Origin of the sequence: Bradyrhizobium sp. 164, assembly GCF_023073715.1 — a bacterium.
In the GTDB taxonomy this organism is placed as follows: Bacteria; Pseudomonadota; Alphaproteobacteria; order Rhizobiales; family Xanthobacteraceae; genus Bradyrhizobium.
Genome location: NZ_JADPKA010000033.1, coordinates 1 through 10,932, shown reverse-complemented (window position 1 = coordinate 10,932; position 10,932 = coordinate 1). Strand labels below are relative to the sequence as shown.

Genomic DNA, 10,932 nt, shown 5'->3' with positions numbered 1-10,932 from the left:
ACGCTGGCGAAGATCCAGAGAATAAGGCTTGCCCATCCATGCTGGCCTCCCGCCCAGCCAGCATGGTGAATCAGAAACGAACTGATTTGGGAATCCCAACTCGATTCAACCAAACCCCATCCCGCTTTAGTCGACACCGGTACCCCGTCTGTCTGAGCTGGGATCGCGATCCCGGTGAGTGTGAACAAGCTCTCAGATGCGATCGGCCGTGCGCCCTCAATCACTCGGCTTGGGCAACCGTCCCGTCCCGCCGCTCTTCCTGCACGCCTCGGATAAATCCGGCGGCCGGGCTCCGCTCGGTGCGGGTTGGGATCCGGTGCCGCCGCAGGCGTCGCACTTGATCTCGGCCGCTCCGCCGCTCGTCATGCCTCGCCGGATCCCGAGAAGATCGCTGCCGGCGGCGTGCTGCGCACCGGCAGCGGCCGCTCCGCGAGCTTCTGGGGGCGCGACGGATCGCCCGCCTTTGCGTCGTATCGGCCGACCAGCGCCAGCAGGCGGCGCCGGGTAAAGGGATCGGCCCGCTCCGCCAGATCGCGGATGCGCTGCCTGTTCTTTGCAGAAGTCCTCGTCCATCACGCTACCCTAGCGCGGTTATCGGGGGAACGGGAGTCGTAGGCAGCTACATTGTCGAGCATCTGGTGCGCCGGGGCGAACGCGTCCTGGCACTGTCGCGATCGCAAAGGCAAAGACCTGGCGTGGAGTGGATCCGTGCAGATATGCTGAAGGCGGATACGCTGGTACTTCCCGTATTCAGCACGCTCTACTGCACCGCCGACGCGCTTGCCTTCTCAATTCTGGCGCGAAGCGTCTTGTCGCCTTCAGTTTACCAGCGTGCTAACAAAGCAGGACACCGAGCTCGACGACATGATCCTGGCAGAGGCCGAGCGAAGGATCGTTGCAGCTTGCGAGCAACGGCCCGTTGGCTGGACGATCCTGCGACCCACGCTAATCTACGCCGAAGGCCGCGACACCAACCTCACACCGTTGTCGCGGCTGATCCGCCGTTTCGGTTTCATGCCGCTGGTCGGGGGCGCGCCGGGACTGCGACAGCCCGTGCAGGCCGAGGATCTCGCAATCGGGGCCATCGCTGCAGCCGCAAGCCAGGTCGCCGTGAATAAGTTCTGTTCGCTGCCGGCGGCTGAAATCCTCTCCTATCGGGAGATGATCGGCCGGGTCTTCGACGCGTTGCACCTGCCGCGACGCCTAATATCCGTGCCGCCATGGCTGTGGCGTGCCGGCTTCGGTCTAGCGAAGCCACTCTTTCCCGACTCAAATGTCGCGATGGGTATTCGAAAGGATATGACTTTCGATGCCACGCCCGCTGTTCGGGATTTCGGGTTGGGATCCAAAGCCCTTCCGTCCGATTTTTGACTATCTATGTCATCCTCAGGAGCCGCACCCGAGGAAGTGCTCCCGGTTTGAGTGGACAAGGGGCCCCAGCCAGCGGACATTGTAGCCAAGAGTAGAAAGTATATTGCTATCTCAATCACATACGAGTTCGTAGCTTTATTCTGAATGGCGCATCAGGCGCGAGGTGCGCTCGTGGACGCCCAGATGGCCTGACGATATTCATCAGGTCGGCTCCCCACGGTGTGGGTTTGGGCGCAATCAGCGCGGCGGCTCACAGTGTCATGGGACTTTCTCCTATGGGTTTGGGTTGAAGCGCAGCGCTGCGCTGCAACCTGCCCATTGCAGCGGCGATCAGATAAAAGCGGCTTTCACCAACCATGTCCGTCCGCGCATCGGCGAAGTCGATTTACGACCTCAAGCGCAGTGACGTCACGACGATGCTCAACGAGATCAAAGCGGAGAGTGGGCCGGTTATGGCTGACTGGGGTGTTGGCGCACGTCCGGAAGGCCTTCAACTGGCAAATGGTGAACGACGAATTTAAGCCACCGATCGTCCGCGGCATGGCCAAGAAGGGAACGGGTTCGCAAGCGGACCCTTGCGGACGACGAGATCAGAGACGTTTGGGCGGCTTGAAGTAGATCGAGCAGCCGCCCTGCTATCGACGCTACGTGAAATCGCTGTTGCTCATGATGACGCGGCGGAACGTGTCTGCTCGGATGCACACTGACGAACTGGAAAGCGATCAAACGCACTTCATCAACGCAGTTAGTTCGGCGCGAACGTCTTACCTAAAGGCGCCGAACGAACTGGCCGCCGGCGGCGTGCGAAGCACGCGTCAAACAAGCGATCTGCAACGCGGATCATCAGCCAGAAGGCCTCCGATCGGGTCGGACGAATTGAGAACTTTTCTTCCAACGGTGATGGTAATGGTGTCGTCAGCGTCTACGATCGAGCACATCCACGTAGCGCCCTGGAATAATTTCTCGACGTCAAATACCGACTGCATCGGAGAGCAAAGCATGACGCTGCACGGGTCGATACCGACCCAGCGTTCACGATGCGGTTTACGTCGATAAGCAAGCTGTGAACAACCCTCAAAGCAACCTTTTACTATGCGCCAGAGGCGGACGCGCGACTTTTATTGTCGGCAATTTTTCGATATTTTCGCGTACATGTCCGACCACAGGTATTCCTCGCCCTGTCCAGAACTGCCCCTTATCAAGGATGGGTTGGCACCCGGGTGTCGCATCGTGTTGGCCGAGTCGGCCGGTCGAAGATTGTCTGGCAAGCGAGGTGTCGTCCTTGGTCCAGGCGCGACACGCAGCCGGGTACGTGTGCTCTTAGACGGTGCCAAACAGCCCCTCACGCTTCATATCCGCTATTTGGATCTACTTGACTCCGGGCGCGCCGACTAGATTGTTGCATCCTCTGTTGCGCTGCATTTGTCTTGCGGAGATCAATGCTCGGGTGGCCGTCGCTCGACGTAGGCCGCCGAGAGCATTACGTTGTGGCTGCATTTGTAGTCTTGGCAAAAGACGAGGAGATCGCGGACGCCAGTCTCGCGCATCTCGCCGAGCGTTATCTTCACGGGGCGTCCGTCAGCATGGCGGCCAAGATTGATGTGGCGTCGGTGTCGCATGCCGCGATCAAAGCGGCATCGCAAGTACCTCGCAAATTATCGATACAAGCTCAAGCTGAAGCCCGACGAGAGGCAAGTCGCTTTTCGGGACAAGAAGACGCAAGGCCTGATCCTGCGCATCAATGGCTCCAGCCGGAAATCTTAGCTCGTATCCATAGTCAGGCTATCCAGCAATCGGCTTAGCACGAACTGAGACGCTGAGCGACGGCTGTCTCATCAACGCTTCGCATGACGTGTCGCGATTGTAGGCGGGATTGACGATTAGCTGATAATCGAGCGTGATCTTCGAGGCAAACCAAGGAAAGCTGTAGTAGGTTTCGAAGATCCCCTCGTTGCCGGGATGCGGCAGCCGGCCGTCGCCCAGCAAGATGCCAAGGCCGCCGGCATTGAGGAACGCCTGGTGCACGTCGGAAATCTGGTTGACGACGCCAGCAATTCCGAGGGTGTCATCATCCCGTCCCCATATCTTTCCGGAAATCGAAAGCCCCGCCGCGACGGTGCGGTCGACGTCGGTGAACTCATAAGGTTCCCTGTGGCCGTCCGCCCAGCCGGCGCGGGCGAAGAATCCGACATTCTCCACGAGCTGTTGCTCGAGATTCATGCTGATGCCGCCCTTGCCCTGGTATTTGCGCACGGCCGCAAGGTCAGCGCGACCGCCCGTCATCGCGGCGAGCAGGACGGCGTCCTCAAAGCTACCCATGCGGGCTCGAGTCAAGAAGCCGGTGATCGCGATCTTGCCTGGCTGGCCGAAGATCGAGTAACGACGCTCGATCTCGCCGTCCCACTGGAACTGGCCAAAGCGGGAATCTAGCGTGGTCGTATTCGGCGCAATCGACATGTCGAAGATGCCGCCGCGGAAGGTCCATGGACCCGTGTACCACTCGATGGCGCCGCCAACCGTATAGGCCCAGGCGTCGGCCGCGTAATCGAACGTGCCAGTGTCGATCAGCGTCCAGTTCATGAAATCGGCGCGCGGATCGTGGGCGTATTTGTTGGTGTCGAAAACGTCGACCACTCCGAACTTGCCGACGGTGATCACCAGCCGGTCGGCGGTCTGCGATCCAGCAAACTGGCTGAGCCCGGAATCGATTTTCTGGGTCTCGCCGCCGAGATCGATGGTCTGTTGGATGAATGCTCGTTGCAGACGCGTGTAGGGATAGCTCGCACCGACCTTGTAAGCCTCGCCGCTCGGGAATCCTTCTGCGCCCACTGAGCCGCTCAAGCCGAAGCCCTGGTCGATTTCGGGCGTGATCCAGAGCTCGGCGCCGTCCCAGAGTCTCGCACCAGCGAACAAAGTGACGTCAGTGGTCTCGCGGCCCTGATTCGGCGTGAGGCTGTTGGTGCCGAAATAGGGCGCCCGAAATGAAGGGGTGTATTGATTGAGGAAGGTGGCCTGTGCATGGAACGCAAAGCGGTCCGTCTCCAGCGCCTGCGGTCCCTTGGTGAGCAACTCTGGGATCGGGTTGGTATTGTCGAGATGGTAGTTCAAGCCAACGCGGATGCTTTCCATCGACAGGTTGAATTGGTCGCTCTCCGCCGCCGCCGTGAACGTCGTCGTTTTCTGGGGAAAGCCGGTCCAGAGAAATTCGGCCTTCGCCGTCCATTTGTCGGTGACGGGAATCTCGACACCGATACCAGCAGCCCAACCCAGTCGCCACAGCAAGCGCGTGTCCATGGTCCCCGCTGCGAGGCCTCCAACCGCAGGCGCGGCAAGTTGGGTGCGCGTGAGCTGGTCATAGCTCCAGGCGAACCCACCCGTTCCATAGAGGAGAAAATGGTAGAAGGCGTAACCGACGCGCGCGCGAACGCTACCGTAGTGGATCACCGCCTCGCCATGGTCGACCTGACCGACCGAAGGCGACGCCACAGCCTGGTTGCCTTTTTCGGAATAAGGCACCAGCACGTCCGAGTTGGGCGCGGTGACGTCGATCTCTGCGCCCAGCATCAGGTGGGACGGAAAGACGTGGTTGTAGCCGGCCTGCAGTCCAATGCCATAGCTGCCGGTCCCCGCCCTGAATCGAAATTGAAAGGAAGGTTGAACGAGCCGCCTAGGCTCGGCACTCCCGGCGGCTTTGCGGACCAGTTCGAGGCGCCCCTGATCACAGCGCCGTGGGCGCGACATACCAGCCGTTCCAGGCATAATCCGCGACAACCGGCGCGGGAGGTCTCACAGGCAGGTCCGCCGCGAGCGTCGGCGTGCCGAGCACGATCACGTCGAGGCCGATGACGATTGACGACGACCTTCTGCGGCCTCTCAGTGTAATCGCCGCTTGCGTCATGATCTCCATCATATCGGCGCTCGTGATACCCAAGGAGCCAAAGCCCGCCGCTTCCGTCCGGCATCAGTCTCAGTCGAGAACTCCAGCTGTTACAGTCACATTTACGGCTCGGCATCATTACAAGTGGCTCGCAACTGGAGACTTTATTGGAAGCTGCTCACGAGGGGAAGGTGACGTGTAGGAAGAGCCGCCAGATCGCATCCGCCCAGTGACGAGCATGCAACACCAAGACAGCGGCTGCATTCGTTTCTTGGGCAAACGCATTGTTGCATCCGGCGTGATGTTGAAGACAGTTTTGTAAGGGCCGGTTCGGCCGATCGCTGGAATGACGAGGTGACGATATCGGGCAATGCAGTGGCGTAGCCACGGCGTGCACTGGGCCCGCGAGCGACAGTGCGCAGCCCGTCACCGGAACGGCCGTGACGGTCGCTCGGTGGCGTCCTCACGTCGTCAGCGCGAGAAACTCACGGGGGCGAGGAAGCTGTCCTGCGCGCCGGGCTTTACGGCAGGAAATGGCGGGAAGGGGCTGGCGCGTTTGAGGATATCGAGCGCTTCGCTGTCGAGCACGGTATTGCCGGACGACTTGGTCACGGTGCTCGAAATCAGCTTGCCGTCGCGGTCCAATTCGAACCGCACGACCACCGTGCCGGATGCGCCGTGGGCGGCGGCGGGATAGCGCTTGAAGCGCTGTAGCTGCCCGAACACCAGCGCGTTGTAAGCGTTCGCGCTGGCTTGGGTGAATTGTCCGACATGCTCTGTCTTCGGCGGCGCGCGCGTCTCGGGTGCGGGCGGCTGAACCTGCGGCTTCGGCTTTTCGATCTCCTTCGGCAGGGTGACCTCGGCCTGCTGTGGCGGCACCGGCGGTTGCTCGACCTTTTCCACCTGCTCCTGGTTGGGCGGCTCCTTCGGCGCCTCCTCAGCCTGCTGCATGGTCGGCCCGACCGCGATGTCCTGGTCCTGTCTTTCGGGTGAACTGGCATCGACCGGCGCAAGCGTCACCGCGATCGCCGGAATGATGTTCGGCTCAACGGGTCTGCGCGCGTACCAGAGCGCTACCGCAGCCACGATCGCCGCATGCGCGAGCAGAATCATCAGGGCAGCCCACATCCAGCGCGAGAGCCCGCGATCGGCCGGCAGATGCAGCGTGCGCGCGTTCATTGCTTAGTCGCCGGCGCTTCCAGTCCGACCAGCGCGAGCTTGAGATAGCCAGCGTCGCGCAAGGTGTTCATCACCTCCATCAGTTCGCCATAGCTCAGCAACTTGTCGGCGCGGACGAAGATCGCCTCGTCCTTGTGGTTGTTGGTGGCCGTATCCAGCGCGCCGGCGAGCGCTTCGCGCGCCACGACGGTCTCGCCGACGGCGATGGTCGCATCCGGCTTGATGGTGATGAACACCGGCTTGTCCGGCCGGGGCTGCTCCGGCGCAGTCGAGGCGGGCAGGTTGACGCCGATATCGACGGTAGCAAGGGGCGCCGCCACCATGAAGATGATGAGCAGCACCAGCATAACGTCGATGAACGGCGTGACATTGATCTCGTGCTGGACTTCGAGATCATCGCCGCTGGAACGCGTACCGAGACGCATGGCCATGGCCGTCACTCCGCTGCGCGCGGCAGGACCATGCCGCGGCTGCGCTGTCCGCGGCTGATCAGCAGCAGCAGTTGGGCCGAGGCATCGCCCAAGAGCACGCGGTAGCCGGTGATCACGCGGGCGAGGTGATTGTAGATTACGACCGCGGGGATCGCGGCCACGAGCCCGAGCGCCGTGGCAAGCAGCGCTTCCGCAATGCCGGGTGCCACCACCGCAAGATTGGTCGTGTGCGATTCGGAAATGTTGATGAAGGCGTTCATGATACCCCACACTGTGCCGAACAGGCCGACAAACGGCGCGGTGGCGCCGATGGTGGCGAGGATACCGGTGCCACGCGAGATCTGCCGTGTCATCGTCGCTTCCACGCGCTCGAGCCGCAGCGCCACGCGCTCCTTGAAGCCGTCATCGACGATGCCGTCGGACAGCTCCGCCTCGCGTGCGGTCGAGAGGATCAGTTGCGCGATGGCGTCGCGCTCGCCGTCGCACTCGTGTACCGCGTCCGTCAGGCTGCCACCTTCCTCCAGCATCCTGATCCGGCGCCGCGCGCGGCTACTCGCGACCCGCAGTTCGATGGTCTTGGCAAGCCAAACCGTCCAGGTCACGAGCGAGGCGAAGGCGAGCCCGATCATCACCGCCTTCACCACGATGTCGGCGTTGAGGAACATCCCCCACGGCGACAGATTGTGCGGCAGCAGGGGATTGGGGGCCTGGGCAAGCGCCGGCGTCGACACGGCCTCCATGCCGAGCCAGAGGCTGACGCCACGCAAAGCCATTCCTCGCATCAATGTGCCGGATCGCTGCATCCCGTGCTCCTTCATCGCTGATCTCTGTTCTGCATGGTTTGCTGCTCAAATCTTTTGCGAAAGCCCGACAAAGAAACCGCGCCGCGGCCCGAATTGCGGTGCGAATACGCCGATGCCGGTTCCGTCCCGGATCTCATAGACTTTGTCGAAGAGGTTGACGACGTCGAAGCGCAGCGTGGTCGGCTTGTTCGGCGCGACGATGAAGAAATCGTGCGAGACGCCGATGTTGACCTGCGTATAGGACGGCAGGTGATCGGTGTTGGCAAAGCCCGAACGAAGCCCGCTGCCATAGATCACGGATGCGCTGAAGCGCGTGTCGTACCACTTATACGAGGCGCCGGCCGACGCGGTCAGCGTTTGCGCATGGTCGGTGTAGACGTTTGTTGGGAATCTGGAACGTGCTGTTCGAAACGCCGCTCATGAACGTGAGCCGGCTGGTCGGATCGAGCACTGTGGAAAGATAGAGAAATCCCTTTTCCTGCGAGGTGCGGTCGTGGATCGCCTCGTTCGACGGCGTCGGATTTTCGATGCCCAGGTTATTCTGGAGGAAGCGTCCGGAGACAAAGTACTGGGTCTGTCCGACCGTGCCGCCGTATTCGAAGCTCGGCGTGATGGTGCCGTGGCTGCCTCCATAGACGCTGACGCTGCCGGTATTGTTGAAGGCGTCCGTCTTGGTCTGGATGTCGAGCACGCCCGCCGTACGCAGGCCATATTGCGCCGGAAGCGCACCAGTAAGCAGTGCCATGCTGCCGACGATGCCGGTGTCGAGGATTTGCCCGAAGGCGCCGACGCCGTCGGGCAGCATGATGCCGTTGATGCGGTATTGCAGGTTGGCGTGCTCGTTGCGCACATGCAGCTCGCCACTTGCAGCCGAATCCTGCGTCACGCCCGGGAACTGCAACAGCGCCTTGTCCAGCGTAGTGTTGTTCCCCTGCGGCAGGGCCTCGATGGCCTGGTGGGTGACTTGATACGAGTTGGCGCCGACGGGTGCCAGGATCGTGTTGCGCGCGGCATCGAGTTTCTCGTTCTGCTGCGTTGTAACCTGGGCCTGGGTCGGCGCGGGAGGCGGCGGAATCGGGCGAAATGCGCGTAAGAAGGGGGGAGTTTCCATGTGATGATTTCCTGACTGGACACTTGCCCGTGACACGCGGGGTCGCGGGCGCTGGGCTTCGCCTCCAGGGCGCTCGCGGGGCGCGCCTATGGCGCGGCGCTGGCCAGGATCGAAGCAGCGATGTCAGGAGATCGGAGGTCCGCGCGATTGGAAGGCCGCGCGCGGAGGCCTTGGTGCCGAGACGAATTGATCAATCGGGTGATCGATCCTGGCTTCGGCAAACTCGATCGGCAGCGCTGGCGGCGCTGGAGCCAGCGCGCTGCCCATGGCGGTCGCGGCCATGCAGATCGGGCAGAGATAATCGGCATGACCATCTGCCGGATGGCGCTGGCTCGGGCCGCTATCGGACGCTTCGATGGCTGCGATCAACACGCCCGTGCGTTCAGGAACTTTCCCGTCAAAGCCGTGGATGTGACCGAAGGCGAGCGTAAAGTTGATGGCAAGCGCGACCAGCGCAAGCCATGAACCATTTCTGATATGTTGCCTAAACCAGCGCATCCGGAGACGATTGTCCTGCAGTCGAAAGCTATCCTATCCGAGCCGGCCGCCCATTCAAAGGGGCGAAATTTAGGCGCCGCCGGTCAAAAATCGACCGGAAGCGCGGCGCCGCGCGAGGTATGGTGATTTGCGCGCGAATTAGCCGAACACGACCTCTTCCTCCTCGAACTTCTTGTCGTGGGACAAGGCAGCGTCAGAACCGCGATCAGCACCAGCGAATGGGCAACGGCGGCGTAGACGGCCTTTAAATGCCGTGCCAATACGCGTGCGCAGCGGGCGTGCGGTTCGGATCGACCAGGGCCGCTACACAACACATTGTTCGACACGAGAGTTCGATTGATGGCGTTGCCCGAGACGTGATTCAATCTCCGAAACCGGAGCCTCGAATCATGCGCTACGAACTCAGCGACTATGAATGGGCCGCCATCAAACCAATGCTGCCGAACAAGCCGCGCGGCGTTCGGCGTGTAAATGACCGTCGCGTGCTCAATGGCATCTTTTGGATCCTGCGTTCTGGTGCGCCATGGCGCGATCTACCAGAGACCTTTGATCCCCGCACCACCTGTTACAATCGGTTCGTGCGCTGGCGGCGGGCTGGCGTCTGGGACCAGATCTTGGATGGGCTGACCGCCAGTCATGATGCGGCGGTGCAGATGATCGCGATACGTCGAGGTCGATGCCCTCGCGCCGGTAGACGTCGATCGAGCGGCTCGGACAGCCGGAGCGTTGCATTCATACTGGTGACCGCGAAAGCGACATCTACGAATTGTATTGCCTGACGCAGGAGGTTGGCGCTCACTTCCTTGTCCGCGCCTGCGTCGATCGGCTGGCGGGCGATGGCGGTCATACGATTGCAACCAAGATGGAAGAGACCAGCGTCAAAGGCTTACATTACATCGACGTGCGCAACGACAGGGGTGAGACGACGAAGGTCGCGCTGGAAATCAAGTTCAAGCGGATTGCGGTCTTGCCTCCCATCGGCAAGCAGAAACGGTATCCAGCCCTCGACCTGACGATAATCCATGCGACCGAGCGCGGTACGCCAAAGGGCCGTAAACCGATTGAGTGGAAGCTCATCACAGACCTAGCCGTCCGCAGTCGCTCCGAAGCAATCGAGAAGATTAACTGGTACGCCATGCGGTGGAAAATCGAGGTGTTCCACAAGATCCTGAAATCGGGCTGCAAGGCGGAAGACTCAAAACTCCGGACCGCGGAGCGACTTGCCAATCTAATGGCGGTCTTCTGCATTCTCAGTTGGCGCGTCCTTTGGCTCACCATGCTCAATCGCATCGCCCCAGACGCGTCACCGAAGCTCGCATTGACGGACACCGAGATCGCATTGCTCGATCGACTCATCAGCGGCGCGAGCCATCGACGATGTCGCCCTGGGACCCTTGCATTTTATCTTACCAAACTTGCACGATTGGGTGGCTACCTGGCCAGGGCGGGCGATCCGCCGCCTGGAAATGTTGTCATCTGGCGCGGCCTCTCGAGACTCACAGATATCGAACTCGGCGCCGAAATCGCAGCTGCTGGAAATGTGGGTAATTGAAAGCTTCACCAGCTTTCAATTACCCACAAATTCTCCTCCGACCATGACACCTAGCGCTATGTCGGTGAGACGTGACAGCCCGCGCCACATGACGGTATTGCCGGGTGGCG

Annotated in this window: 11 protein-coding genes and 1 pseudogene; 5 read left to right on the top strand and 7 right to left on the bottom strand. The window is 61.3% G+C overall.

Annotation, left to right across the window (positions count from 1 at the left end; genetic code table 11):
• Positions 1 to 864 precede the first annotated feature (864 nt).
• Both IVB01_RS14235 and IVB01_RS14230 read left to right on the top strand, forming a co-directional pair.
• A complete protein-coding gene (locus IVB01_RS14235; RefSeq protein WP_247494620.1) occupies positions 865 to 1,371 on the top strand; it encodes a hypothetical protein in 507 nt (168 codons plus the stop codon).
• Positions 1,372 to 2,858: 1,487 nt separating this feature from the next.
• Positions 2,859 to 3,173, top strand: a complete 315-nt coding sequence (locus tag IVB01_RS14230; RefSeq protein WP_247494617.1) for a hypothetical protein — start codon at positions 2,859 to 2,861, stop codon at positions 3,171 to 3,173.
• On the opposite strand, the gene IVB01_RS14225 is transcribed toward IVB01_RS14230, so the two are convergent.
• The 7 genes from IVB01_RS14225 to IVB01_RS14195 all read right to left on the bottom strand — a co-directional run bounded on the left by IVB01_RS14225 (position 3,154) and on the right by IVB01_RS14195 (position 8,772).
• Complete coding sequence (locus IVB01_RS14225) at positions 3,154 to 4,935, bottom strand: carbohydrate porin (protein ID WP_247494616.1); 1,782 nt, start codon at positions 4,933 to 4,935, stop codon at positions 3,154 to 3,156. The genes IVB01_RS14230 and IVB01_RS14225 overlap by 20 nt on opposite strands.
• Positions 4,936 to 5,089: 154 nt before the next feature.
• Positions 5,090 to 5,281, bottom strand: coding sequence for a hypothetical protein (locus IVB01_RS14220; RefSeq protein WP_247494615.1), 192 nt, complete (start codon positions 5,279 to 5,281; stop codon positions 5,090 to 5,092).
• A 438-nt stretch (positions 5,282 to 5,719) separates the two neighbouring features.
• Positions 5,720 to 6,427, bottom strand: coding sequence for an energy transducer TonB (locus tag IVB01_RS14215; protein WP_247494614.1), 708 nt, complete (start codon positions 6,425 to 6,427; stop codon positions 5,720 to 5,722).
• On the bottom strand, positions 6,424 to 6,858 hold the full coding sequence (gene exbD, locus IVB01_RS14210; protein WP_247494613.1) for a TonB system transport protein ExbD: 435 nt from the start codon (positions 6,856 to 6,858) through the stop codon (positions 6,424 to 6,426). The genes IVB01_RS14215 and exbD overlap by 4 nt, the downstream gene beginning before the upstream one ends.
• Before the next feature lie 5 nt (positions 6,859 to 6,863).
• Positions 6,864 to 7,598, bottom strand: a complete 735-nt coding sequence (exbB, locus tag IVB01_RS14205) for a tonB-system energizer ExbB (protein WP_247494619.1) — start codon at positions 7,596 to 7,598, stop codon at positions 6,864 to 6,866.
• A 108-nt stretch (positions 7,599 to 7,706) separates the two neighbouring features.
• Positions 7,707 to 7,958 (bottom strand): TonB-dependent receptor, encoded by a 252-nt coding sequence (locus IVB01_RS14200; protein ID WP_346659336.1) that lies wholly within the window; start codon positions 7,956 to 7,958, stop codon positions 7,707 to 7,709.
• A 28-nt stretch (positions 7,959 to 7,986) separates the two neighbouring features.
• Positions 7,987 to 8,772: a hypothetical protein gene (locus tag IVB01_RS14195; RefSeq protein WP_247494612.1), complete on the bottom strand. Its 786-nt coding sequence runs from the start codon at positions 8,770 to 8,772 to the stop codon at positions 7,987 to 7,989.
• 186 nt (positions 8,773 to 8,958) lie between these two features.
• On the opposite strand from IVB01_RS14195, the gene IVB01_RS14190 reads away from it, so the two are divergent.
• The 3 genes and pseudogenes from IVB01_RS14190 to IVB01_RS14180 all read left to right on the top strand — a co-directional run bounded on the left by IVB01_RS14190 (position 8,959) and on the right by IVB01_RS14180 (position 10,822).
• The gene (locus tag IVB01_RS14190; RefSeq protein ID WP_247494611.1) at positions 8,959 to 9,237 is read left to right on the top strand and encodes a hypothetical protein; all 279 of its coding nucleotides are present in this window, start codon (positions 8,959 to 8,961) and stop codon (positions 9,235 to 9,237) included.
• Positions 9,238 to 9,659: 422 nt separating this feature from the next.
• Positions 9,660 to 9,929 (top strand): annotated as a pseudogene (locus IVB01_RS14185) (transposase); the annotation flags it as partial.
• 107 nt (positions 9,930 to 10,036) lie between these two features.
• Complete coding sequence (locus IVB01_RS14180) at positions 10,037 to 10,822, top strand: IS4 family transposase (RefSeq protein ID WP_247494610.1); 786 nt, start codon at positions 10,037 to 10,039, stop codon at positions 10,820 to 10,822.
• Positions 10,823 to 10,932 lie beyond the last annotated feature (110 nt).

What these genes read in the sequence shown, in the direction of transcription:
- IVB01_RS14195 (WP_247494612.1), bottom strand. Translation starts at nt 8,772, where the DNA reads ATGGAAACTCCCCCCTTCTTACGCGCATTTCGCCCGATTCCGCCGCCT.
- IVB01_RS14235 (WP_247494620.1), top strand. Translation starts at nt 865, where the DNA reads ATGATCCTGGCAGAGGCCGAGCGAAGGATCGTTGCAGCTTGCGAGCAA.
- IVB01_RS14225 (WP_247494616.1), bottom strand. Translation starts at nt 4,935, where the DNA reads ATGCTGGGCGCAGAGATCGACGTCACCGCGCCCAACTCGGACGTGCTG.
- exbB (WP_247494619.1), bottom strand. Translation starts at nt 7,598, where the DNA reads ATGGAGGCCGTGTCGACGCCGGCGCTTGCCCAGGCCCCCAATCCCCTG.
- exbD (WP_247494613.1), bottom strand. Translation starts at nt 6,858, where the DNA reads ATGGCCATGCGTCTCGGTACGCGTTCCAGCGGCGATGATCTCGAAGTC.
- IVB01_RS14215 (WP_247494614.1), bottom strand. Translation starts at nt 6,427, where the DNA reads ATGAACGCGCGCACGCTGCATCTGCCGGCCGATCGCGGGCTCTCGCGC.
- IVB01_RS14220 (WP_247494615.1), bottom strand. Translation starts at nt 5,281, where the DNA reads ATGATGGAGATCATGACGCAAGCGGCGATTACACTGAGAGGCCGCAGA.